General features: G+C 51.2%; 24 protein-coding genes. 23 read left to right on the top strand and 1 reads right to left on the bottom strand.

What is annotated here, in order from left to right; all coding sequences use genetic code 11:
- Window positions 1-81: 81 nt before the first annotated feature.
- The 22 genes from mutL to G614_RS0113945 all read left to right on the top strand — a co-directional run bounded on the left by mutL (window position 82) and on the right by G614_RS0113945 (window position 20,968).
- The gene (mutL, locus tag G614_RS0114050; protein ID WP_027642458.1) at window positions 82-2,142 is read left to right on the top strand and encodes a DNA mismatch repair endonuclease MutL; all 2,061 of its coding nucleotides are present in this window, start codon (window positions 82-84) and stop codon (window positions 2,140-2,142) included.
- An 11-nt stretch (window positions 2,143-2,153) separates the two neighbouring features.
- Window positions 2,154-3,113, top strand: coding sequence for a tRNA (adenosine(37)-N6)-dimethylallyltransferase MiaA (gene miaA, locus G614_RS0114045; protein WP_027642457.1), 960 nt, complete (start codon window positions 2,154-2,156; stop codon window positions 3,111-3,113).
- A gap of 29 nt (window positions 3,114-3,142) precedes the next feature.
- Entirely contained in the window at window positions 3,143-4,471 is a 1,329-nt protein-coding gene (locus tag G614_RS0114040) for an aminotransferase class I/II-fold pyridoxal phosphate-dependent enzyme (protein ID WP_027642456.1), read from the top strand.
- 62 nt (window positions 4,472-4,533) lie between these two features.
- Window positions 4,534-4,785 carry a DUF4321 domain-containing protein gene (locus tag G614_RS0114035; protein WP_002567735.1) on the top strand — a complete coding sequence of 84 codons (252 nt, stop codon included), beginning with the start codon at window positions 4,534-4,536 and terminating at the stop codon, window positions 4,783-4,785.
- A gap of 44 nt (window positions 4,786-4,829) precedes the next feature.
- Complete coding sequence (gene radC, locus G614_RS0114030; protein ID WP_027642455.1) at window positions 4,830-5,525, top strand: RadC family protein; 696 nt, start codon at window positions 4,830-4,832, stop codon at window positions 5,523-5,525.
- A 14-nt stretch (window positions 5,526-5,539) separates the two neighbouring features.
- On the top strand, window positions 5,540-6,385 hold the full coding sequence (mreC, locus tag G614_RS0114025) for a rod shape-determining protein MreC (RefSeq protein ID WP_027642454.1): 846 nt from the start codon (window positions 5,540-5,542) through the stop codon (window positions 6,383-6,385).
- Window positions 6,382-6,915: a rod shape-determining protein MreD gene (mreD, locus tag G614_RS0114020; RefSeq protein ID WP_027642453.1), complete on the top strand. Its 534-nt coding sequence runs from the start codon at window positions 6,382-6,384 to the stop codon at window positions 6,913-6,915. Before mreC ends, mreD begins: the two co-directional genes overlap by 4 nt.
- Entirely contained in the window at window positions 6,908-9,829 is a 2,922-nt protein-coding gene (locus G614_RS0114015) for a penicillin-binding transpeptidase domain-containing protein (RefSeq protein ID WP_027642452.1), read from the top strand. The genes mreD and G614_RS0114015 overlap by 8 nt, the downstream gene beginning before the upstream one ends.
- A gap of 21 nt (window positions 9,830-9,850) precedes the next feature.
- On the top strand, window positions 9,851-10,519 hold the full coding sequence (minC, locus tag G614_RS0114010) for a septum site-determining protein MinC (protein ID WP_027642451.1): 669 nt from the start codon (window positions 9,851-9,853) through the stop codon (window positions 10,517-10,519).
- A gap of 77 nt (window positions 10,520-10,596) precedes the next feature.
- A complete protein-coding gene (gene minD, locus G614_RS0114005) occupies window positions 10,597-11,388 on the top strand; it encodes a septum site-determining protein MinD (protein WP_002567729.1) in 792 nt (263 codons plus the stop codon).
- Between the two features lie 16 nt (window positions 11,389-11,404).
- Window positions 11,405-11,689, top strand: a complete 285-nt coding sequence (gene minE / locus G614_RS0114000; protein WP_027642450.1) for a cell division topological specificity factor MinE — start codon at window positions 11,405-11,407, stop codon at window positions 11,687-11,689.
- Window positions 11,690-11,691: 2 nt separating this feature from the next.
- The gene (locus tag G614_RS0113995) at window positions 11,692-12,813 is read left to right on the top strand and encodes an FtsW/RodA/SpoVE family cell cycle protein (protein WP_027642449.1); all 1,122 of its coding nucleotides are present in this window, start codon (window positions 11,692-11,694) and stop codon (window positions 12,811-12,813) included.
- Window positions 12,814-12,834: 21 nt separating this feature from the next.
- A complete protein-coding gene (gene mgsA / locus G614_RS0113990; protein ID WP_002567726.1) occupies window positions 12,835-13,230 on the top strand; it encodes a methylglyoxal synthase in 396 nt (131 codons plus the stop codon).
- Window positions 13,230-14,207: a D-alanyl-D-alanine carboxypeptidase family protein gene (locus G614_RS0113985; protein WP_027642448.1), complete on the top strand. Its 978-nt coding sequence runs from the start codon at window positions 13,230-13,232 to the stop codon at window positions 14,205-14,207. The genes mgsA and G614_RS0113985 overlap by 1 nt, the downstream gene beginning before the upstream one ends.
- A gap of 89 nt (window positions 14,208-14,296) precedes the next feature.
- Window positions 14,297-14,716 carry a hypothetical protein gene (locus tag G614_RS0113980; protein ID WP_027642447.1) on the top strand — a complete coding sequence of 140 codons (420 nt, stop codon included), beginning with the start codon at window positions 14,297-14,299 and terminating at the stop codon, window positions 14,714-14,716.
- 127 nt (window positions 14,717-14,843) lie between these two features.
- Window positions 14,844-16,244, top strand: coding sequence for an HlyD family efflux transporter periplasmic adaptor subunit (locus tag G614_RS0113975; RefSeq protein WP_027642446.1), 1,401 nt, complete (start codon window positions 14,844-14,846; stop codon window positions 16,242-16,244).
- Window positions 16,245-16,258: 14 nt separating this feature from the next.
- Window positions 16,259-16,939 carry a YggS family pyridoxal phosphate-dependent enzyme gene (locus tag G614_RS0113970; protein WP_027642445.1) on the top strand — a complete coding sequence of 227 codons (681 nt, stop codon included), beginning with the start codon at window positions 16,259-16,261 and terminating at the stop codon, window positions 16,937-16,939.
- Between the two features lie 47 nt (window positions 16,940-16,986).
- Window positions 16,987-17,496, top strand: a complete 510-nt coding sequence (locus tag G614_RS0113965) for a cell division protein SepF (protein ID WP_002583177.1) — start codon at window positions 16,987-16,989, stop codon at window positions 17,494-17,496.
- Window positions 17,497-17,591: 95 nt separating this feature from the next.
- Complete coding sequence (gene aroB / locus G614_RS0113960; protein ID WP_027642444.1) at window positions 17,592-18,686, top strand: 3-dehydroquinate synthase; 1,095 nt, start codon at window positions 17,592-17,594, stop codon at window positions 18,684-18,686.
- Complete coding sequence (lspA, locus tag G614_RS0113955) at window positions 18,686-19,195, top strand: signal peptidase II (RefSeq protein ID WP_027642443.1); 510 nt, start codon at window positions 18,686-18,688, stop codon at window positions 19,193-19,195. Before aroB ends, lspA begins: the two co-directional genes overlap by 1 nt.
- Window positions 19,196-19,226: 31 nt before the next feature.
- Entirely contained in the window at window positions 19,227-20,138 is a 912-nt protein-coding gene (locus G614_RS0113950) for an RluA family pseudouridine synthase (RefSeq protein ID WP_027642442.1), read from the top strand.
- 170 nt (window positions 20,139-20,308) lie between these two features.
- The gene (locus G614_RS0113945) at window positions 20,309-20,968 is read left to right on the top strand and encodes a cytidylate kinase-like family protein (protein ID WP_027642441.1); all 660 of its coding nucleotides are present in this window, start codon (window positions 20,309-20,311) and stop codon (window positions 20,966-20,968) included.
- Between the two features lie 135 nt (window positions 20,969-21,103).
- Here the strand turns inward: G614_RS0113945 and glmS are convergent, their stop codons facing one another.
- Window positions 21,104-22,930 carry a glutamine--fructose-6-phosphate transaminase (isomerizing) gene (gene glmS / locus G614_RS0113940; protein WP_027642440.1) on the bottom strand — a complete coding sequence of 609 codons (1,827 nt, stop codon included), beginning with the start codon at window positions 22,928-22,930 and terminating at the stop codon, window positions 21,104-21,106.
- 605 nt (window positions 22,931-23,535) lie between these two features.
- Here glmS and G614_RS0113935 point away from each other — a divergent pair.
- Window positions 23,536-25,479 (top strand): LCP family protein, encoded by a 1,944-nt coding sequence (locus tag G614_RS0113935; RefSeq protein ID WP_027642439.1) that lies wholly within the window; start codon window positions 23,536-23,538, stop codon window positions 25,477-25,479.
- The last annotated feature ends 49 nt before the right edge of the window (window positions 25,480-25,528 follow it).

Below are 25,528 nucleotides of genomic sequence, written 5' to 3'. Positions count from 1 at the left end.
AAAGCCGGCCCTGGCATCTAAGATTGGGGCCGGCTTTTAGAGATACTTTTTGGCTGAGTACAGACAGAAAGGAACTTAAACATGGCCAACATAACTGTTTTAGACCAAAGCACTATCAATAAAATTGCGGCCGGCGAGGTCATTGAGCGGCCTGCCTCCGTAGTGAAGGAGCTGCTGGAAAATGCCATCGACGCCCATGCCACTGCCGTAACCGTGGAAATCAAGGACGGCGGCTGTTCCATGATTCGCGTCACTGACAACGGATGGGGCATCCCAAAGGAAGAGATTCCCCTGGCATTCCTGCGCCACGCCACAAGCAAAATCAAAACAGTGGAGGATTTATTCACCATATCCTCCCTGGGCTTTCGCGGCGAGGCCCTGGCCAGCATAGCGGCCGTGGCCCAGGTGGAGCTGATTACAAAGACAGGAGACAGCCTTACCGGTTCCCGGTACCAGATTGAAGGCGGGGTTGAGAAGGGACTGGAGGAGATAGGCGCCCCTGAGGGAACCACCCTCATTGCCCGCAGCCTGTTTTACAACACGCCTGCGCGGAAGAAATTCCTTAAGACCCCCATGACAGAGGGAGCCCATGTGGCGGCCCTGGTGGAGAAGATTGCCCTTTCCCACCCGGATATTTCCATCCGCTTCATACAGAACAATCAAAATAAGCTCTACACCTCAGGAAACCACAACCTGAAGGACCTGATATATACTGTATTCGGACGGGAGATTGCGGGAAACCTTCTCCCGGTGGAAATCAACGAGGACTGGATTACAGTCACCGGATTTACAGGCAAGCCGGTTATAGCCAGGTCCAACCGGAATTACGAGAATTATTTCATCAATGGCCGTTATATCAAGAGCACCATCATATCCAAGGCCATTGAGGAGGCATATAAGCCCTATATGATGCAGCACAAGTACCCGTTTACCATGCTGCATTTCCATATTGAGCCGGATACCCTGGACGTGAATGTACATCCCACCAAGATGGAACTGCGTTTTGCCGATGGGGAGAAGGTGTACAATGCAGTGTTAAGGGCTGTCAGCAATGCCCTGGCCCACAAGGAACTGATTCCCCAGGTAAGCCTGGAAGCCAGGCAGGAAAAGGAGGCAAGGCAGCTGGCAGAGAAGCTGGCTCCCCGCCCCGAGCCCTTCGAGGTGCGCAGACGGGAGAACTTAAGCCGGAAAACCGCCGTCAGCCCTGACCAGGTACAGCACGGCGGCCCATCCTCCGGCGCCGGTTCTGTTTACGCCCAGTCGGCCCCGCCCAGGCCCTCCTTTGTCAATGAGCTGATGCCTGACTGGCTGAAGGAGAGAAGAAAGGAACAGGAAAACCGTTTAGTCTCCCCGGCCGCCCTTAATCCTCTGAAGGGAAACCGCAAGACAGAGCTTCCGGTCCGGGAGGAGCGTATGGATACGGATACAGAAAAAGGTGCGGGTACCGGAAATTCTGACACACCTGATACCGCTTCTGCCCATGCCGCCGCCGGTACAGGTGGCGGCGCCGCTGAGCCGGAACAGCTGGACCTGTTTGACGGCAAGCTTTTGGACCCCAAGGCCAGGCTGAAGCATAAGCTTATCGGCCAGCTGTTTGACACCTACTGGATGGTGGAGTACAACGAACAGCTGTTCATCATTGACCAGCATGCCGCCCATGAAAAGGTGCTCTACGAGAATACCATAAAGTCTTTAAAGACGCGGCAGTACGACATGCAGATGGTGGACCCGCCCATTATCCTCACGCTGAACATGAACGAAGAACTTCTCCTGAAGAAATACATGGATTATTTCACGGGAATCGGTTTTGAGATAGAACCCTTTGGCGGCAGGGAATACGCGGTGCGCGGTGTGCCTGCCAACCTGTTTTCCATTGCCAAGAAGGAACTGCTGACAGAGATGATCGACGGGCTTTCGGAGGATATGTCTGTACATAACCCGGACATCATCTATGAAAAGGTGGCCTCGATGTCCTGCAAGGCAGCTGTCAAAGGGCATCATACCATGTCCTTCCAGGAGGCCAATGTGCTCATTGACCAGCTTCTGGACCTGGAAAATCCCTATTCCTGCCCTCACGGCAGACCTACCATCATCTCCATGAGCAAGTATGAGCTGGAGAAAAAATTCAAACGCATTGTCTGAAAGGAGCTTTTATGAAGCAGCCGCTCATTGTCCTCACAGGACCCACGGCAGTGGGAAAGACCGCCCTTTCCATCCGGCTGGCAAAGGCCATTGGCGGGGAAATCATCAGCGCGGATTCCATGCAGGTATACAGACACATGGATATCGGCTCTGCCAAGGTGACTCCCGGGGAAATGGATGGCGTTCCCCATTATCTCATTGACGTGCTGGAGCCACAGGAGTCCTTTAACGTGGTCACCTTCCAGCAGATGGCGAAGGAGGCCCTGAGGGAGATTTACAGCCGCGGCCGCATCCCTGTCATTGCCGGCGGAACCGGTTTTTATATACAGGCCCTGCTGTACGATATTGATTTTAAGGAAAATGAGGACAGCAGCCCTGTCCGCAGGGAACTGGAAGCCCTGGCTGAGCGGGAGGGAGAGAGGGCGCCCCAGGTCCTTCACGCCATGCTCCGCCAGGCGGACCCGGAGGCAGCCGCTCAAATCCATGCCAACAATATAAAGCGTGTCATCCGGGCCATTGAATACTTCCGCCAGACAGGGGAGAAGATTTCCCTCCATAACCAGCAGGAGCGGGAGAAGGAATCCCCCTACAATTTCCTCTACTATGTTCTGAACACGGACCGGGCCCTGCTCTATGAGAGAATTGACCGCAGGGTGGACCTGATGATGGAACAGGGACTGGTGGAGGAAGTAAAGGCCTTAAAGAATATGGGCTGCCGGAGAGGCCATACCTCCATGCAGGGGCTGGGATATAAGGAGATTCTGGACTATCTGGAGGGCAGATGCAGCCTGGAGGAGGCTGTATATATACTGAAGCGCGATACAAGACATTTTGCAAAACGCCAGCTGACCTGGTTCAAACGTGAGAGGGATGTACGCTTTTTGAATCTGCCTGAGTTCGGAGGGGATGTTTCAAAAGTCCTGGAGCGGATATTAGAGGATTGCGCAAAGCAGGGAATCGTGCTACAATAACAAACCGGAAAACGGAGGATTATAAACCAATGGATATAAATGAAATGAACCAGATGTACGAAAGCCTTGGCATCAGCCGGGAAGTCAGGGAATTTGCGGCAGAAACGGAAAAAGCGCTGAAGGAACGCTTTGAGGCCATTGATGCGGTGGCGGAATACAATCAGATGAAGGTCATCAAGGGAATGCAGGACAACCGTGTCAGCGATATCCACTTTGCAGCCACCACCGGCTACGGTTACAATGACCTGGGACGTGATACCCTGGAGGATGTGTACGCCAGCGTATTCCACGGTGAGAGCGCCCTTGTGCGTCCTCAGCTCATGAGCGGCACCCACGCCCTTCACGTGGCCCTGTCAGGCAACCTGCGTCCCGGGGACGAGCTTTTGTCGCCTGTGGGCAAGCCCTATGACACCCTGGAGGAAGTCATTGGAATCAGGGATTCTGTTGGCTCCCTTAAGGAATACGGGGTGGTCTACCGCCAGGTGGACCTGTTTGAGGACGGTTCCTTTGACTATGAAGGCATTGCGGCAGCCTTAAATGAAAAGACAAAGCTGGTGACCATACAGCGTTCCAAGGGATACGCCACCCGCCCCACATTGTCTGTGAAGCGGATTGGGGAATTGATTTCCTTTATCAAGAACATAAAACCGGACGTCATCTGCATGGTGGACAACTGCTATGGAGAGTTTGTGGAAACCCTGGAGCCAACCGATGTGGGGGCGGATATGATTGTGGGTTCCCTGATCAAAAATCCCGGCGGCGGACTGGCTCCCATCGGCGGCTATATCGTGGGCAGAAAGGACTGTATTGAACGGGCATCCTACCGCTTAAGCGCTCCCGGACTGGGTAAAGAGGTGGGCGCCAGCCTGGGGTTAAACCAGCAGCTCTACCAGGGACTTTTTCTTTCACCGGTTGTGGTGTCAGGAGCCTTAAAGGGCGCCATATTCGCGGCCAACATTTATGAGCGCCTGGGCTACGCAGTGGTGCCAAACGGCAGTGAATCCCGCCATGACATTATCCAGGCCATCACCTTTGGCACGCCTGAGGGAGTCATATCCTTCTGCAGGGGAATCCAGGCAGCGGCGCCGGTGGACAGCTATGTGACACCTGAACCATGGGACATGCCGGGATATGACAGCCCTGTTATTATGGCGGCAGGCGCTTTTGTCCAGGGATCGTCCATCGAGCTCTCAGCTGACGGTCCCATTAAGCCGCCTTATGCCGTATATTTCCAGGGAGGACTGACCTGGTACCACGCCAAGCTGGGAATACTCAAGTCATTACAGCAGCTGTTGGATGACGGGGTTTTTGAAAATCTTAAGATGACACCCCAGGAAACTTATGGTAATATATACTAATTAGGCCGAACCCAGGCCCTGTGGCCCAGGGGTTTGGCCTGACTGACCGGAGGGTAAGACACATGCATTACAAGAATTTCTGGATACTTTTAATCATGCTGCTGGCAGGCATTGTCCTAGGAGGCTTCATGGGACAGCTGGCTGAAGGGATTTCCTGGCTGAACTGGCTGAATTTCGGACAATCCTTTGGGCTGGATTCGCCTCTGGTAATTAATTTCGGCATCCTGGTCATCACCTTCGGACTGACCATCAAGATTACCATGGCCAGCATCATCGGCGTGGCAGTGGCACTCATCATTTACCGGTATATATAATTTTCCTGACTTTGTGCTTGGAGAGGTGCGTAGTTAGGAGAGAGATGGAAAGAATAAGAATTAAGGATTTGCCCCACAAGGACCGCCCCTATGAAAAATGTCTGCGTCTGGGTCCGGACAGCCTGTCCGACACAGAGCTTCTGGCAGTCATCCTGCGCACCGGAAGCAGGGAGGGAAACTCCCTGGACCTGGCAGACAGCCTGCTGGCTCTTGGAAGCCCCGGAGAAGGCCTTCTGGGCCTTTTACATCACTCCCTGGAGGACTTTACAGGAATCAAGGGCGTGGGTAAGGTAAAGGGGGTCCAGCTGCTTTGTATAGGAGAGCTGTCAAAACGAATCTGGAAGCGGAAGGCCAGCGAGCATGCCCTTTACTTTGGGCATCCGGAGGAAATATCTGACTATTATATGGAAGATATGCGCCATCTGGAGCAGGAGGAAATCCGCGTCATGTTCCTGAATACAAAGCAGGCCATGATTCGTGATCAAATCATGGCCAGAGGGACGGTAAATGCATCTGTCATGACGCCCCGCGAGGTACTCATAGAGGGGCTCAGGTGCCGGGCCGTGTCCATGGTGCTGGTTCACAATCATCCCAGCGGAGACCCCACCCCCAGCAGAGCGGACATGCTGCTCACCAAACGCCTGAAGGAAGCGGGAGACCTGGTGGGAATCACACTGATTGATCATGTTGTCATCGGAGACAGGCGCTATCTCAGTTTCCGCGAAGAGAATTTAATGTAAGAGGAAGTTTATCCATGGAAACCAAACACAGTAAATATATTCTGGCAGGACTTACGGTGCTGTGCGTACTGCTCATCTGCATCACATCCCTGAAGGACGGCATCATGGAACCCCTGCGCACCGGTGTGGGATATTTTCTGATTCCCATTCAGACAGGAGTCAACGCAGTGGGTACCGGCATCTATAACGAGTTAAAGGATTACGGCAGCTTAAAAGACGCGCTGCGGGAAAATGAGGAGCTGAAGACACAGATTGTACAGCTCACAGAGGACAATAACCGTCTGCAGGCAGAACAGTTTGAACTGGACCGCTTAAGGAAGCTCTACGAGCTGGACCAGGATTATATGCAGTATGATAAAATCGGGGCCAGGGTCATTGCCCGCGACTCGGAAAAATGGTTCCAGGTGTTCCGTATCAACAAGGGCTCTGCCGACGGAGTGGCCGTGGACATGAACGTGGTTGCCGACGGCGGTCTGGTGGGCATTGTGACGGATGTGGGCGCCAATTACGCCACGGTGCGTTCCATCATCGACGATTCCAGCCGGGTGGGAGCCATGAAGCTGGATTCCTCCTATAACTGTATTGTGGCAGGAGATCTGACCCTCTATGAGGAGGGGCGTCTTAAGCTTACGGATCTTTCAAAGGATGCGGTCCTCAGGGACGGCGATCAGATAGTTACCTCCAACATCAGCACCAAGTTCCTTCCGGGAATCCTGGTTGGATATGCTGCGGATGTCTCCATTGACCCGGATCACCTGACCCAGTCAGGCTACCTGATTCCGGTGGCTGATTTTAATAATCTGCAGGAAGTGCTGATCATTACGGATATCAAAGATACAGGAGAGGCGGCTGCCCAGTGATTCAAGCAAAGATAAAACAGGTACTTATCAATATATTGTTTATCGTGCTGGCATTTACGGTGCAGAACTGCGTATTTCCCTTGCTTCCGTTTTTGTCGGCAACGCCCAATCTGCTTTTAATCCTTACGTTTTCCTTTGGTTTTATCCACGGAAAGAACGCGGGGATGTTTTACGGCGTCTTTTCAGGCCTTTTACTGGATCTTTTCTACAGCGGGCCTTTTGGTTTTTATACCCTGATATATATTTATATCGGCTATGCCAACGGCATCTTTACCAAATACTATTATGAAGACTACATCACCCTTCCGCTGATACTCAGCATTTTCAACGGAATCTGGTACAGCATGTATATATACGTCTTCCGTTTCTTAATCCGCGGACGTCTGAACCTTCCTTATTATTTCAGGAACATCATGCTTCCGGAGATTATATTTACCGCAGTTACCACCCTTTTGATTTACAGGCTGTTCCTTTCCGCCAGCAGACGCGTGGAGGATATAGGAAAAAGGAGAGACACAAAACTTGTTTGACGAACTGTTAGAAATAGTAAAAGAATTTTTCAAGAAGCTGTTCAGCTCACGGCTCTTTGCACTTTCCGTGATATTTACCGTCATGTTTGCCGGGCTGTTAGGCAAGCTGTTCCAGATGCAGATTCTGGACGGAAGCGAATACCAGGAAACCTATATGCAGAGGACGGAAAAAAGCGTCACGACACCGGGGTCCAGGGGCAACATCTATGACAGGAACGGCAACAGGCTGGCTTATAATGAGCTGGCTTATTCCGTCACCATACAGGATTTGGGGGATTATCCCAGGCCCAGTTCCCGCAACCAGATGCTCTACCGCCTGGTACGGATACTGGACCGCCGCGGGGAGACCGTGGAAGGCAAATTCGAGATTGCCCTTGATCAGAACGGCGAGATGTTCTTTACATCCAGTTCTGATTCCGCCAGAACCCGTTTCTTCCTGAACTTTTACGGTCTTTCTTCCACCGCAAGCCTCAACGACCCAAAGGGCAAGTATCCCACCAACATCACGGCCAGAGAGGCCTTTGAGCGCAAGAAGGTGGACTATGAGCTGGATAAGATGAAGGATGAAAAAGGCAATCCCCTGGTCATACCGGACAACATTGCCCTTGACATGATAAACATTATCTACACCATGAAGCTGACCGAATACCAGAAGTACGAGACCACCACCGTGGCCACCAATATCAGCAATGAGACCATGGTGGAAATCAATGAAAACGCCGCGGACTTAAAGGGCGTCACGGTGGAGCAGTCCTATGTGCGCAGGTATGAGGACAGCATCTATTTCGCCCCTATCATCGGCTATACCGGCAAGGTTCAGGAGGACCAGCTGTCCTCCCTGAACGAACAGTGGCACCAGTCCGACGAGGCCGCCGGCCTGCCGGAAGACGCCCCGGACAAATACGATCTCAACGATATTGTGGGCCGTATCGGAATCGAGAAATCCATGGAGCTGGAGCTTCAGGGAGAAAAAGGCTACTCCAGGATGTATGTGGACAACATGGGACGTCCCCGCGAAATCATTGAAAAGACGGACGCCAAGGCCGGGGATGATGTGTACCTGACCATTGACAGGGACCTGCAGATTGCTGTTTACAAGCTGATTGAGCAGCAGCTGGCCGGTATCATCAGCTACCATCTCCAGTACGATGATTTGGACCCTGATAAGACCTATGACCCTTCCAAGATACCCATTCCTGTGAAGGACGCATATTACCAGCTGATTAACAACAATGTGCTGTCCCTGATGGATATGTCCCAGGAGGGGGCGTCTGACATTGAAAAACAGATTTACAGCAAATACGAGACATCCAGGGAACAGATACTCGCGGCGATACGGAACGAGCTTCTCAGCTCCCATGCCCTGGCCATGAACGATCTTCCCAAGGACATGGCTACTTATATGAATTATATCTATGCTTATCTGTCTGACGGGTCCGTAGGTATCATACAGAAGGATAAGATTGATCAGTCCTCGCCGGAATACCAGGCTTGGAGAGAAGGCACCATCAGCCTGAGGGACTATATCTACAGCGGAATCGCGGGAAACTGGGTGGACACCACCCATCTGGACGTGACCAGCAAATATTCCGATGCCGACGACATATTCACCCAGCTGGTGGACCATGTCATCGACTCCCTGCGCAGCGACAACAAATTCACAAAGCGCATGTTCCGTTACCTGATTAATGACGAGGTCATAACAGGCCGTGAGCTCTGTCTGGCCCTTTATGCCCAGGGTGTCCTGGCTTATGACGCCCAGGCCATAGCAGCTCTCCAGATGGGGGATTCCACCTACACCTACCAGTTTATCAAGGAGAAGATATCCAACCTGGAGCTGACGCCGGCACAGCTGGCCCTGGACCCGTGTACGGCCGGAGTAGTGGTAACGGACGTAAAGACGGGAGAGGTGCGGGCCCTGGTCACATACCCCAGCTATGACAATAACCTGATGTCAGGCAGCGTGGACGCAGCTTATTTCAGCCAGCTCCAGGACGATATGTCCAGACCACTGTACAACAACGCGACTCAGGCCCAGAAGGCTCCGGGCTCCACCTTTAAGCCCATCACGGCTGTGGCAGCCCTGGAAGAGGGCGTGATTGGGCTTCAGGACACCATCGAGTGTACCGGTATATACGACCAGATTTCCAAGCCCATCAAGTGCTGGATCTGGCCCGGGCGCCATAACAGCGAGAACATCGAAGAAGGCATACAGAACTCCTGCAACTACTTCTTCGCCGAGCTGGCCCACAGGCTCTGTATGAAGCCGGACGGCACCTATTCGCCGGACCAGGGTCTTGCCACTCTGCGCAAATACGCAACCCTTTTCGGTCTGGACCACACCTCAGGTGTGGAGATTTCCGAGAACGAGCCCCAGATATCATCTGAGGACCCGGAGCGTTCCGCCATGGGACAGGGCACCCATTCCTACACCAATGTCCAGCTTTCCCGCTATGTGGCTGCCCTTGCCAACCGCGGAAATGTATTTGAGCTGAGCCTTTTAGATAAACTTACCGACTCTGACGGCAACCTGATTAAGGACTATACCCCTGCCATAAGCTCCCATGTGGACGCGGCTGACAGTACCTGGGACGCAGTCCAGACCGGTATGCGCCGGGTAATCACAGACAGCTCCGCCAAGAGCATTTTCTCCGACCTCCCCGTGGAGGTGGCAGGCAAAACCGGAACAGCCCAGGAGGACAAGAGCCGTTCCAACCATGCCTTCTTCGTGTCCTTTGCGCCTTACAGCCATCCGGAAATCGCCGTGACTGTAAATATTCCTTACGGTTATGCGGGAACTAACGCCGCAACCCTTGGCAAAAAGGTGTACGAGTATTATTATAAATATACCACCCTGGAGCAGATAGAAAGCTCCGGTGCATTAGGTGTATCAAATGTAAAAATCGGTGACTAAACCAGCAAAAGAGGTGATTGTATGCGCAATGCAGTTGTAATTAAGAGCAGCAAGGCAGGAATGACTGTCATCCTGGACCCTGAACTCCCCTTTGGCGAGCTTTTGGAGGCCATTGGGAAGAAGTTCAGCGAGAGCGCCCGTTTCTGGGGTTCTGTCCAGATGACCCTGACCCTGGAGGGCCGGGATCTGACTGCGGCCCAGGAATTTGCAATTGTCGATACGATTACGAAGAACTCACAGATAGAAGTCCTCTGTCTTCTGGACACGGATGCGGAACGGATTGAACGCTGTGAGAAAGCACTTAACGATAAGCTGATGGAACTGAACTCCCAGACAGGACAGTTCTACCGGGGTACACTGAAGCGGGGAGACTGCCTGGAATCCGAGGCCAGCATCGTGCTCATAGGAAATGTGGACCACGGAGCCAGGGTAACGGCCAAGGGCAATGTCGTTGTGCTGGGAGAGCTGAAGGGTACGGTGACAGCCGGCGTGTCCGGCAATCCCCAGGCCATTGTCATGGCCCTTGACATGGCTCCCCTGCAAATCCGCATCGGAGATCTGAGCAGCCGTTTCAACGAAAGAAACAAGCGTCTGGGGCGGGGACCCATGATAGCCCTGGTGGAAGATAGGGCCATTGTTATGCGGTCTTTAAAAAAGTCATTCCTAAACAATATGTTAAATTTTGCTTAATGCCAAAAAAATACTGGTAAATTTACGAAATTTAATGTACAATAGGAAGGTAAAGTAATTTTCAGGAGGATTTCATCATGAGCGAGGTCATTGTGATTACTTCTGGAAAAGGCGGGGTAGGAAAGACGACTACTTCTGCCAATGTGGGAACAGGACTGGCTATCCTGGGTAAGCGGGTAGTGCTGATTGATACAGATATCGGCCTGCGCAACCTGGACGTGGTCATGGGACTGGAGAACCGCATTGTCTACAATCTTGTAGACGTGGTGGAAGGCAACTGCCGTATGAAGCAGGCCCTGATAAGAGACAAAAGATACCCGAACCTATACCTTCTGCCTTCGGCCCAGACACGGGACAAGACGTCCGTGAATCCGGAGCAGATGATAAAGCTGGTTGATGACCTGAGGGAAGAATTTGACTACATACTGTTAGATTGTCCCGCAGGCATTGAACAGGGATTTTACAATGCCATAGCCGGTGCTGACAGGGCACTGGTGGTTACGACGCCGGAGGTCTCGGCCATCCGCGATGCGGACCGTATCATCGGTCTGCTGGAACATGCGGAGATAGACGAGATTGACTTGATTGTCAACCGGATCCGGGCCGACATGGTCCGCAGGGGAGACATGATGTCCTTAAGCGATGTGACGGACATTCTGGCAGTAAACATCATCGGAGCAGTGCCCGATGACGAGAATATCGTCATTTCCACCAACCAGGGAGAACCTCTGGTGGGACTGGGTTCTACGGCCGGACAGGCTTATCTTGATATCTGCCGCAGGATACTGGGAGAGAGCATACCTATGACAAATCCCGGTGAGACGGAAACCTTTTTTGCCAGGCTGCGCGGAATACTTAAGAGAGCATAGAAGGGATGGTGTCAAGGTGAGATGGTTCCAGGGGCTTCAAACCAGGCGTTCCGGAGAGACAGCTAAGATGCGGCTAAAGCTTTTGCTGGTATCCGATAAGGCAGGCTGCTCACCGGAGATGATACTGATGATAAAAGATGACGTGATACACGCCATTTCCAAATATATGGAGATAGAAAAGGACAAAGTCCAGATACAGATGGATACAGAGGGCAGTCCCCAAAAAGGCGGCTGCCGGACACTGCCTGTGCTTCATGCCAACATACCGATTCGTTCCATATCGAACAAGGGGCTATATTAAATATGTTTTTGGATTATGATTTCAGACATTTTAATTTTCGGCTGATATTTTATATGATTGTACTCAACGTCATCGGCGTGCTGGTTATCCGCAGCGCTACGAACATGAACGCGGATGCAGTCAACAAGCAGCTATTAGGAGTGTTCATAGGACTGGCTGTGGCCATTGGTCTTTCCCTGGTGGATTACCACAAAATCCTGAACTTCAGTACCCTCATATACGGCCTGTGTATTGCAAGCCTTGTGGCTGTACTGATTTGGGGCAATGTGGTGAACAACGCCAGGCGGTGGATTGAGGTTCCGGCCATCGGCCAGCTTCAGCCATCGGAATTTGTTAAGATAGGCCTTATCATAACCTTTTCCTGGTATTTCATGAAATACCAGGAAAAGATTAATCAGGTCAGTACCGTAGCCATAGCAGCCGTACTTTTTGCCATTCCGGCGGCATTGATCTTCGAACAGCCGAATCTGTCTACTTGTCTTGTGATTATGGTAATGGTACTGGGAATCGTATTTGCAAGCGGCATAAGCTATAAGTGGATTGCGGGAACACTGGCTGTTACCATTCCCGTAATGTCCACCTTTGTCTACCTGCTGCTTCACGGTATGATTCCATTCATAAAGGATTATCAGGCAGGGCGTATCCTGGCCTGGTTTTATCCGGACCAGTACGGAGAGGCCCGTTATCAGCAGAATAACTCCATCATTGCCATCGGTTCAGGCCAGCTAAAGGGCAAAGGGCTTTTCAATACCACCATAGCGTCTGTCAAGAACGGCAATTTCCTGTCAGAGGAGCAGACGGACTTCATCTTTGCCGTGATCGGCGAGGAGCTGGGATTCATCGGCTGCGTGGTGGTCATCGCCTTATTTTTATTGATAATTTATGAATGTCTTATGATGGCTGCACGGGCCAGGGATTTATCCGGCCGCCTTATCTGTGTGGGCATGGCAACACTGATTGCGTTCCAGGCATTTGCCAACATCGCCGTTGCCACAGGCATCTTTCCCAATACAGGACTTCCCCTTCCGTTCATCAGTTTCGGAAGCAGTTCCCTAATCAGTATCTTCATGGGAATAGGGCTGGTGCTCAATGTGGGGCTTCAGAGAGAAACAAGACATATCTAATCCAAGGAGGGTTAATTTAATATGACAATTGGTTTGATTGCACATGACGCAAAAAAGAAACTGATGCAGAACTTCTGCATCGCATACAGAGGAATACTCAGCAAGAACACACTGTATGCAACAGGCACCACAGGCCGCCTGATTGAAGAGGTGGCTAACCTTAATATTCACAAATATCTGGCAGGGCATCTGGGCGGTATGCAGCAGATGGCAGCTCAGATTGAGCACAATGAGATGGATTTGGTCATCTTTTTACGTGACCCGCAGAATCCCAAATCACACGAGCCGGATGTAAACGACGTGGTCCGCCTGTGTGACATCTACAATATTCCCCTTGCCACCAATCTGGCATCTGCCGAACTGCTTATCAAGGCTCTTGACAGAGGCGATATGGAATGGCGCGAGGTAGTCAGGTAATGAAGGCAGTGCGGACGCGCAGCTTTCTGTGTGCGCTTCTTCTGGGGGCTGTCGCCCTTTCCACTACGGGCTGTCTTTCAGGCGTTAAGGAACCCTACAGCCTGGAAGATCGAATCCCGGTCATGGAGGACAGCCTGTCCCGGACCGTGCGCTATGCAGACGGTTTTGCTTCGGATTTATGCGTAGTGGAGGATGAAGGCAGCTTTGACGAAAGTTATGTGACATCGGAGGCAGCTGCCCTTTTTGATGTCAGCGACAGGGAAACACTCTATAGCAAGGAAGCCTTTGAACGGCTGTATCCGGCCAGTATCACCAAGGTGATGACAGCCCTTGTAGCCATTAAAAACGGCGATTTGAACGCCCGGGTAGTTGTGACGGATGATGCCGTCATCACGGAATCCGGGGCCACCCTGTGCGGCATTAAACCGGGTGATACCCTGACATTGGAACAGCTTTTATATGGGCTCATGCTCCCTTCGGGCAATGATGCGGGCGCTGCAATCGCAGTGCACATTGCGGGCAGCATTGATAAGTTCGCTGACATGATGAATCAGGAGGCTGCCAGTCTGGGAGCCACCGGAACTCATTTTGTGAACCCTCACGGGCTCAACGATCCGGACCATTATACCACGGCCTATGACCTGTATCTAATTTTCAATGAGGCCCTCAAATATCCGGTATTCCGGCAGATTGTGGGTACCACATCCTATACTGCCAACTACCACGACAAGGACAGCCAGGCCGTCACCAAGACATGGAAAGGCGGAAACTGGTTCATGACAAGGGAGCGGGAGACGCCGGAAGGCCTGACCGTATTCGGGGGAAAGACAGGCACTACAAACGCAGCCGGCTATTGTCTCATCATGGCTACCAGGGACCAGAATGATAAGGAATATATATCTGTTGTACTGAAATCGGACAGCCGTCCCGGCCTATATGATAACATGACAAATATAATTTCTAAAATCGTCAAATAGTGATTGCGCTTTCTATGAATTTATACTATAATTAAAGTAATCTTAATTGATTTTTTATACAACATATATAACTCAAGGAGGAGATTGGTATGGTTCAGATTATTGCAGGAAAAAAAGGTAAAGGCAAGACCAAACATCTGTTAGATATGGCCAATGCAGCTATCAAGGGGGCCAACGGCACTGTCGTATATCTGGATAAGAGTGCCCAGCATATGTATGAGTTAAACAACAAGATTCGTCTCATTAATGTCAATGAATTCCCACTTTCAAACAGCGATGGATTTTTAGGATTTATCTGTGGTATTATCTCTCAGGATCACGATTTGGAGACCATGTACCTGGATAGCTTTTTAAAGCTGTCATGCCTGGAGGGAGCAGACATTTCTGATACATATATGACATTGAAAAATATCGGTGAAAAATATCATATAACCTTTGTGTTAAGTATTTCCATGGACGCTGCGGAGCTTCCTGAGTGTGCTAAGGGCGATGTGATTATTTCATTGTAATGATACATATTCTGTGATAAAATACAGACAGGATTTATAGGCTGCCAACCTGCTGGGATTAAAATGCCTGGTATGGAGGGCAGCTTTTTGTGAAGTGATGCGTATTTTGTAAAAGGAGGCCGGATTTATGGCCAAAAAGAAAAACAAAAAAGTCATACGTTACCGCAGGCCTCTCAACATCAATGTGGGAATGATTATCTTCTTTATCATTTTCATCTACCTGGTATTCAGCGTTTATACGTATCTGAAACGGGAGAAGATCCAGTTTTATGAGGTGGTGGACGGCGGAATCGTCAATAACCGAATCTACAACGGGCTGATTCTCCGGGAGGAGCAGGTGCGCACAGCAGACCGCTCCGGCTATATCAACTATTATCTGCGGGAGGGAAAACGTGCTTCCGTGGGAAGCCGCATTTATTCCCTGGATGAGACAGGGAACCTGGAGGCACTGTTAAAAGAGAACGCCGAGGAGGGCAATTCCCTTTCCGATGACAGCCTGTCAGACCTGAAAAAGCAGCTTACATCCTTTGTGCTGTCCTTTCAGAACCAGGATTTCGGAACCATCTATGACGCCAGGATTTCCCTGGACGCCTCGGTGATGGAGTATTCCAGCTTCAGCACCCTGGACCAGTTAGACAAGCTGGCGGAACAGTCCGGGGCTGTCTTTGAACAGGTCCGATCCGATGTGTCCGGAGTGGTGTCTTACGGAATTGACTCCTTTGAATCCATGACAACGTCAGACGTGGAGGCAGCTGCCTTTGACCGGAGCACCTACGTCAAGACAGTACATAAATCCGGGGATTTGATTGACAGCGGCTCCCCGGCCTATAAGATTGTTACCTCGGAAAAATGGTCCATCGTATTTCCGCTGAGCGACGAGGACGCGGCCCTTTATAATGACAAGACCGTCCTTCGTGTCATATTCCGCGACTATTCCCTCAGCACACCGGCTGCCTATTCCACCTTTACGGGCAAGGATGGGGCCGCCTATGGGAAACTGGATTTTTCAAAATATATGGAACAGTTTATCTCGGACCGTTTCGTGGATTTCGAGATAAAAGTGGATAAGGCTGACGGTCTTAAAATTCCTGTCAGCGCAGTGACGGACAAGAATTTTTACCTTATACCGCTGGAATACATGACCCAGGGCGGCGATTCCTCGGAAGACGGTTTTTATAAGGAAGTTTATACGGAAAACGGCACATCCATTGTCTTCGTGCCCACTACGGTCTACTATTCGGACGACGAATTCTATTATGTGGACATGGGCGAGGAAAACGGCTTCAAGGCAGGGGATTATGTGGTCAGGCCCGAATCCCCGGACCGTTACCAGATTGGGAGGACTGCTTCCCTGAAGGGTGTTTACAATATTAATAAAGGCTATACTATTTTTAAACAAATTGATATACTGGATTCCAACAGTGAATATTATACTGTGCGGAAGAACATGAAATACGGCTTGTCCGTGTACGATCATATCGTGCTGGATGCCTCCATGGTGGAGGAAGGACAGCTGCTGTACCAGTAAGGGAGGAAAACAATATGATAAAAAATCAGCTGGAAGAAGTAAGAAAGCATATTGAAGATGCCTGCCGCAGGGCGGGAAGAAATCCTGAGGACGTGACTCTCATCGCAGTCAGCAAGACAAAACCCGTTTCCATGCTTATGGAGGCTTATGATGCAGGGGCCAGGGAGTTCGGTGAGAACAAGGTACAGGAAATCCTGAACAAGAAACCGAAGCTTCCGGAAGACATCCGCTGGCACATGATTGGGCATCTGCAGCGCAACAAGGTCCATCAGGTCATTGACAAGGCCGTGCTGATTCACTCTGTGGATTCCCTGCGCCTGGCGCAGCAGATTGAGACAGACGCGGCAAAGCTGGGACTGGATGTGGACATCCTTCTGGAGGTCAATGTGGCCCGTGAGGAGAGCAAATACGGGTTCCTCATGGAGGAAGTGGAGGATGCCATCATGCAGATTAAGGATTTCTCCCATGTGCATATTAAGGGGCTTATGACAATTGCGCCTTTTGTAGATAATCCAGAAGAAAATCGCGGAATTTTTAAAAAATTATTTGAATTTGCTGTTGACATAGGTGACAAAAACATTGATAATGTTACTATGAGTGTGCTCTCAATGGGAATGACTGGGGATTACGAGGTTGCCATTGAAGAAGGAGCAACCATGGTCAGGGTCGGTACCGGTATTTTCGGTGCACGATAAGGTGTTTCCCCCAGTAAGCACTTCATATAGAGATTGGAGAGTGTAAGATGAGTCTGTTAGGTAAGTTAATGGATACCATGAGATTAAATCCTGATGAGGAAGAGGATGATTACTACCTGGACGATGACTTTGAAGAGGAGGCCCCGCGCAAGGGACTGTTCTCAAAGAAGAATACGGAATATGATGATGAAGAGGAGCAGGACAAGCCCCGGTTTTTAGGAAGATCCAATCCCAAAGTAGTACCTATGAGACGCAGCATGGAAGTGACGATGATTAAACCCACATCCATGGAGGATTCCAGAGACATCTGTGATTACCTTCTGGCAGGCAAGGCAGTGGTACTGAATATGGAGGGTATACATACAGAAGTGGCTCAGAGAATCATAGATTTCACCTCAGGAGCCACCTATTCCATGAACGGCAATCTGCAGAAGATATCTAATTATATCTTCATCGCAACACCTGATTCCGTGGAACTGTCCGGGGATTTCCAGGACATTCTGGCCGCAGGCGGCGCCATGGGCATGGATGTTTCAGGACTTAATATCCATTTGTAATTGACAAGGAAAAGGAAGCCCCTGTATAGGGGACAAGTATGCGGCAGACCTGGTGTGTCTGCCGATTTGTTGTATAAAATCAGGAGGATACTGGCATGGCTGACAGGATAAATGTATGCAGGGATGGGAAGGCTATCTACGATATTGTACTGGCCCAATCCTTTGACGGTTTAAAGGAGGCAGTATCCTGCCTTCCTGTTAAGGAACACAAAATTTGCATTGTGACGGATTCCAATGTGGCGCCCCTTTATCTGGAGGAGGTGCGATCCATTCTGTCCGGATGCTGCAAGGCTGTTTCGGTCTTTACATTCCCGGCAGGGGAGGAGAATAAACATCTGGATACGGTGCGGAACCTGTATGAGCACCTGATTCTGGAGCATTTTGACAGAAAGGACATGCTGGCTGCCCTGGGAGGCGGTGTGGTCGGTGATTTATGCGGTTTCGGAGCCGCCACTTACCTCAGGGGAATTGACTTTATTCAGATTCCAACCACCCTGCTTTCACAGGTGGATTCCAGCATCGGCGGTAAGACCGGCGTGGATTTTGATGCCTATAAAAACATGGTAGGCGCTTTTCATATGCCCCGGCTGGTTTATGCGAACCTGAGCACCCTTTTAACCCTTCCCGAGGAACAGTTCTCCTCCGGCATGGGGGAGGTGGTGAAGCACGGCCTGATCAAGAATAAGGAGTATTACCAGTGGCTGAAGGATAACCGTGAGGGCATTGCTGCCAGGAATCTGGATCTGTGCCAGGCCATGGTTTACGAGAGCTGTATGATTAAAAAGCGTGTAGTGGAGCAGGACCCCACGGAACAGGGGGAGAGGGCTCTTCTGAATTTCGGCCATACCCTGGGCCATGCGGTTGAGAAGCTGGAGAATTTCACCATGCACCACGGCCACTGCGTGGGACTGGGCTGTATAGGTGCTGCCCGTATATCCCAGCTCAGAGGCATGCTTACGGAGGAAGAGGCGGCGGATATCAGGAATACCTTCCTTTCCTTTGGAATTCCTGACGCGGCGCCGGGCCTTGCGTGGGAGCAGGTACTTAAAACCGCCAAGAGCGATAAGAAGGTTGACGCCGGCGTCATCCGTTTTGTCCTGCTTAAGGCCATTGGACAGGCGTATGTGGACAAGACCGTTACGGCTGATGAGATGAAGGCTGGTTTTGACGTGATAGGAGGACAGGCATAATGACAAAACAAAAGCAATCCCTGATTGTCAGCTTCCTGATCGGCTTCGCTATTCTGGTGGGCCTGGACCAGTGGACCAAGGGACTGGTGGTACAATCCTTAAAAGGCCAGAAGCCCTTTGTCATCTGGAACGGGGTATTTGAATTCTATTATTCGGAAAACAGGGGCGCTGCCTTCGGGATGATGCAGGAAAAACAGCTTTTCTTCTTTCTCATCGCGGTCCTTGTGCTGGGAGCAGTGGCTTACCTCATATGTAAGATGCCGTCAGACGGCAAATACCGTCCCCTGGCCGTCTGCCTGATGATGATAAGCGCAGGCGCTGTGGGAAACATGATAGACCGGGTCTGCCAGGGATATGTGGTGGATTTCCTGTATTTTAAACTTATTAATTTTCCTATCTTTAATGTGGCCGACTGCTATGTTACCATCGGCGCTGCCTGCCTTGTGCTTTTAATCATGTTTTATTATAAGGACGAGGACATGGCATGTTTCTCATTGAAAAAACATTAGCATAAAACATCAGACAGGAGGACATACCCCTTTGAAACAGGAATTTTATCCAACGGATATGGAAGACCATGTGCGTATTGATAAATACCTTGCCGAAGCCTGCCCTGATTTAAGCCGCTCCTACATCCAGAAGCTCCTTAAATCAGGGCAGGTCCTGGTTAACGGCCAGGGCGTGAAGGCAAGCTATATCGTGGAGGAAGAGGACAGGATTGAGCTGGAGGTACCGGAGGCCGTGGAGCCGGAAATCGACGCGGAGCCCATGGATCTGGACATCCTCTATGAGGACCAGGACGTCATCCTCATCAACAAGCCTAAGGGAATGGTGGTCCACCCGGCTGCCGGACATTGCAGCCATACCCTGGTAAACGGCCTCATGTACCATTGTAAGGGCCAGCTCTCAGGCATCAATGGCGTCATGCGCCCGGGTATCGTCCACCGGATCGACATGGATACCACCGGGGTTATTATAGCGTGTAAGAATGATATGGCCCACAGCTCCATCGCAGCCCAGCTCAAGGAACACTCCATTACCCGCAGATACCAGGCCATTGTCCATGGCGTCATTTCAGAGGATGAGGGGACAGTGGACGCTCCCATCGGCCGCCATCCTGTGGAGCGCAAGAAGATGAGCATCAATTACCAGAACGGCAAGGATGCCGTAACCCATTACAGGGTTCTGAACCGTTTCAGACAGTACACCCATGTGGAGTGCAGGCTGGAGACAGGCCGCACCCATCAGATTCGCGTCCACATGGCCAGTATCCGCCATCCCCTTTTGGGGGACGCTGTGTACGGGCCTGCCAAGTGTCCCATAAGCGGTCTCAGCGGCCAGACCCTTCACGCCGGCGTTCTGGGATTCATCCATCCCAGAACGGGAGAATATATGGAATTTTCAGCGCCCCTGCCGGAATACTTTGATAAACTTCTCCATACCTTAAACTGAACCAGGGCGAAAAAGCGCAGTAAAAACATACTTTAATAGACAAGTTGTCACTTTTGTCGCAAAGCTTTATACTATTTTTTACTTTTTTATACATTTCTATATACTTTTCTGAATTTTTGAGTTATAATACTTAATAGATAAAATATGACTTATGACCTACAGGACAGACAGTGCAGAAAGGGGAATGTAGAATGACAAATAATCTTATTATCACCATTGGAAGGCAGTGTGGCAGCGGCGGCAAGATGATTGGCGAATTACTGGCAGAAAAGATGGGAGTTAAGTTCTACGACAAGGAATTGTTATCCATGGCTGCAAAACACAGCGGACTTTGCGAGGAGCTGTTTGAGAAACACGACGAACGGCCCACCAGCAGTTTCCTCTACTCACTGGTTATGGATTCCTATTCCATGGGCTATACGGCATCGGGATATTCCGATATGCCTATTAACCATAAGATATTCCTGGCACAGTTTGACACCATCAAAAAGCTGGCTGACGAGGCTTCCTGCGTCATGGTAGGACGGTGTGCGGATTACGCCCTGGAGGACTACCCCAATGTAGTCAGCGTATTCATCACGGCCAACGACGATGACAAGCTGAAACGCCTTCAGGACCTGTACAAAGTGGACGCGTCCAAGGCAAAGGACATCATGATTAAGACAGACAAACAGCGCGCCAGCTACTATAATTATTACTCCAACAAGAAGTGGAGCGATCCCCGCAGCTATGACTTGTGCCTCAACAGCAGCGTCACAGGACCGGAGGGCGCAGTGGATGTCATCCTGAATTTTGCAAAAGTGAAGCAGGAGTGGAGGAAACAGAAGTAGTCCCAGCGAAATGCAGGGGGACAGGGCATAAGTAACTAAAAAATCAGATGCAGCAACGCCGGCTATACCGGTATTGCTGCATCTGATTTTTACTGTAACAGATATTCACTGACTGGGATGCAAAGCAGAGCACTGTCACTCAACTGTAACGGATTTTGCCAGGTTGCGGGGCTGGTCCACATCCAGATGCTTGCCGACGGAAGCATAGTAGGCAATCAGCTGCAGGGCCACTGCAATAGGGAACACGGTGAAGCGGTCTTCCAGGTCCGGAATCCGAAGTTCCATGTCAGCCACTCCGTCCTCCACCACAGACTGTTTCTTTGCCAGAAGGATGACGTAAGCGCCTCTGGCCTTCACCTCCCGGATATTGGAAATGGTCTTGGCAAAGACATGGTCCTGGGTGGCTATGGCGATAACAGGCACATTGTCGTAAATCAGGGCAATGGTTCCGTGCTTTAATTCACCGGCAGCATACGCCTCCGCGTGGATGTAGGAGATTTCCTTAAGCTTCAGGGCTCCCTCCAGGGAAAAAGCGTAATCCAGGCCCCTTCCGATAAAAAAGGTGTCCCTCTCACGAATCAGGTGGCGCACAAAGGACTGGATGAATTCAGACTGTCCAATCATGGTTTCCATGGCAGGTATGACATCCATCAGGTCCTTCATGAATTCCCGGGCCTCTTCCTGGCTGAATGCCCCCCGGACCAGGGCCATACGGCAGCCAATCATGTAGAGGGCAGCCAGCTGCACGGAATATGCCTTTGTACTGGCTACTGCAATCTCAGGACCTGCATGGGTATAAAATACGTAATCGCTTTCCCTGGCAATGGTGGCCCCCTTTACATTGACAATGGAAAGGGTGGGAGAGCCAAGACTTTTAGCCAGGTTCATGGCGGCCAGCGTGTCAATGGTCTCCCCTGACTGCGAGATGACCATGACCAGGGTGCCGGAATCAATCAGCGGGGCCTCATACCGGAACTCAGACGCAATGGACACGGTGACGGGAATCCGGAGCATTGGCTCCATCAGCGCTTTTGCCACCATTCCTGCATGCATGGCAGTACCGCATGCAATGATGCGCACCTGGGAACACTCTGCGAATATGGAGTCCGGAATGCCGTCATCCCTAAAATCAGGCAGACGGTCCACCATCCTTGGAAGAATGGTATTCTTAAGGGCTTCCGGCTGCTCGTGGATTTCCTTAAGCATGAAATGAGGGTATCCGTTCTTCATGGCCGCATCCATGTTCCAGCTGACCTCCAGTGCCTCCGGCTCCACACGGTTAAAGTCCATATCGTATACACGGACTTTGTATGGCGTCAGGCGCACGATACAGCCCTCCGGAACCACGAAATACTCCCTGGTATAGGAAATCAGGGCAGTAAGGTCTGAGGCCACAAGAGCTCCTGAGTGGGTGTAGGATGCCACAAGGGGGCTTACCTTCCTTACGGCATATATCTCTCCGGGACGGTCCGCGAAAAGGATACAGAAACCATAGGAGCCTTCCAGTCTGCCTGTAAAAGCAGCGATGGCCTTAAACGGGTCCCGGCCGTATTCACTGTAAGCAGCATCCAGCACAGCCGCAGCCACCTCGCTGTCGGTCTGGGAGACAAGACGGCCTTCCAATCCGTATTCCTGCGTAAGCTGGCGGTAATTCTCGATGATGCCGTTGTGAATCAAGGTTACCTGCCCGAAGCTGTGGGGATGGGCATTGGCGTCCGTTACGCCTCCATGGGTGGCCCAGCGGGTATGGCCGATTCCGCAGTGGGATATCTCGTCGGTTGATTTTACACATTCTCTTAGGGCGGCCACCTTTCCCACCTTTTTAATGGTCCTGACCTGGGAATCCTGGTTGAAGTAAGCAATTCCGGCGCTGTCATATCCTCTGTATTCCAGTCCGGCAAGTCCCTTTAACAATACATCCCTGGCCTCCAAAGGGCCCGTATATCCAATTATTCCACACATAATTTGTTCTGCCTTTCTTTGTTAGTTGCAGTTACTTAAACTGCGGTGTCGTTCCTGAAAAAGACAACAAAAAACCAAGCTGTCTTATACAGGCAGTTTTCAGCATTCCATTTATCAACAATTTTTATATGATGTGATTTATCCGGTCACGCCGGCTTTGTTTTGCAGTTACCCGCATATTTTCCGGCATGCAACACGCCCGGACAGCATGGGAGAGCACCCGCCGAATTTCTCGATTCTCTCTCCACCTCGTTAACCTTTCCACCGGCAGCAGACCTTCCTGCTGTTCACGTTCCCGGTAAAAGGTGCATGGCGCTTAGCTTTGCTATGAGTCCCTATCCCTCCTGTGACAGATTGTGAATATTATAGCTCACTCTATTTTATGCGTCAACCATATTTGGGGTGAGCGGCCCTGCCGGACCCCGGCATAATCCCTGTTACAGGCGCTATTTTAAAGATTCTTTAAGACTTTTGTTCTATTCATTCCCCTGCCTGTGTGATATAATGGGGGACGGTGCAATTATATGATTTATGAATGATAAATTACCGGCGTATCCTGGAATGATTTTCGTATAGGAACCAAATAGATAAAGAGGAGTATAATCATGAATAACAGAGAAAATGACGATGAGCTGGAACGTATGAGGGCCCGTGCCAGAAGGGACGGCGTCCGGCAGGGCGGCGGCAGGTCATACCAGAGGCCTGCGCAGCCTGCCAGGGAGCGCATAAGTACCAGGCAATCCTATGATGGTCACGATGAGTATGACGAGGAGTACTATTACGGCGAGGAATACGACGTGGAAGGGGACAGGGAGGTTGATTTTCCCATGGAAGACTATCTGGACGACGAACCTCCGATGCCCGCCCGCCGCCTGAGGTCTTCCCGTGGTTCGTCCGGTTCTGCAAAAGGCCGGCACCAGGCACAGTCCGCGGGAAGCAGGCAGGCCCGGGGCGGGAAATCACGTCAGGCGGGAAGCGCCTCCTCCAATCCGGACAGGGCCAGGGCGGCACAGTCTGTTTCAAGGAATCAGGGGCGCGCCGGAAAAAGGCAGCGGGATACTATGGAAAGGGGCAGAACATCTGCCGGACGGCAGCAGGGACAGATGGCAAAACGACGTAAAAAGGGCAGATGGAAGGGGATTCTTTTGCTCCTTCTGGCTGCATTCATAGGATATGGGGCCTGGCTGTTCCTTCACAGACCCACAGGATATTGGAATATAGCTGTATTTGGCGTGGACAGCAGAGATGGCAATACCAAGAACGCCCTGGCAGATGTACAGATGATATGCAGCATTGACAGGTCCACGGGAGAAATCCGCCTTGTCAGCGTTTACAGGGATACTTACCTGAAAATCAATTCAGAGGGAACCTATCATAAAATCAATGAAGCATACTTTAAGGGGGGACATAAGCAGGCTGTGTCTGCCCTGGAGGAAAACCTGGATATCAAAATTGATGACTATGCCACCTTTAATTGGAAGTCAGTGGCCGAGGCCATCAATATTCTGGGCGGCATAGACCTGGAAATCACGCCTGCGGAATTTAAGTATATCAACGGATTTATTACAGAGACCGTCAATTCAACCGGCATTGGCTCCTATCAGCTGGAACAGGCCGGGATGAACCATTTAGACGGTGTTCAGGCCGTGGCCTACAGCCGGCTGCGTCTCATGGATACGGATTTCCAGAGGACGGAGCGTCAGAGAAAGGTGGTTGAGCTTGCCTTGGCAAAAGCAAAGCAGGCTGACCTCTCAACTTTGACTTCACTGGCAGGCTACATGGTACAGGAAATTTCCACCAGCGTAGGAGTAGGCGATGTGCTGCCTCTGGCAAAGGATATTGGAAAGTATCACATCGGAGAGACTGCCGGTTTCCCATTCTCAAGGCAGACCATGAAAATCGGAAAGATGGACTGCGTTGTGCCCGCCACCCTGGAAAGCAATGTAATCCTTCTCCATCAGTTCCTGTACGGCGAGGAGACATCCTACAGTCCATCTTCCTCTGTCAAGAAAATCAGCGCCCATATATCGGAAGAAACAGGGCTTTATGAGGAGGGTAAGGCGGCTCCTTCCGGAGGCGGTTCCTCAGGAGGCGGTTCCTCAGGAGGCAGCTCCTCAGGCGATAAGGCGCCTGCCCGGAATGTGCCGGCAGAGACACCTCTGCCCGAAATAACAGCGCCTGAGGAAACAACCCAGGAGAGTACAGAGGAGACAGATGAGACAGAGGAGACCACCCAGGAGAGCACCGAGGAAACAAAAGAGACCGAAGAAGTGGGGCCGGGCGTCTCAGACAAACCCACAAAGGCTCCTGACAGCACTAAAAATCCGGATGAGGAACAGGGACCGGGAGCCAGCGGACCAGGCGGCAGCGATGCCGGGGAGCCTTCCGGCAGCCATCCTGCAAAGGCTCCTGAAACAGAGAAGCCTGACTCCGTTTCCACCTCTGGTCCCGGATCCGGTTCTGACAGCACAAGCCAGGGTCCCGGAGGCCAGGACAACGGCCCTGGTCAGGCCCAGAGCGGTACGGGCGGGGGCGGCCCTGGTATGTAAGGTACCTACGGTATGTATGGTGCCTCCGGCATGTATGGCAGCCCCGACC

Source organism: [Clostridium] clostridioforme AGR2157 (assembly GCF_000424325.1).
Taxonomy (GTDB): domain Bacteria; phylum Bacillota; class Clostridia; order Lachnospirales; family Lachnospiraceae; genus Enterocloster; species Enterocloster clostridioformis_A.
This window is presented reverse-complemented; position numbering and strand designations above follow the sequence as displayed.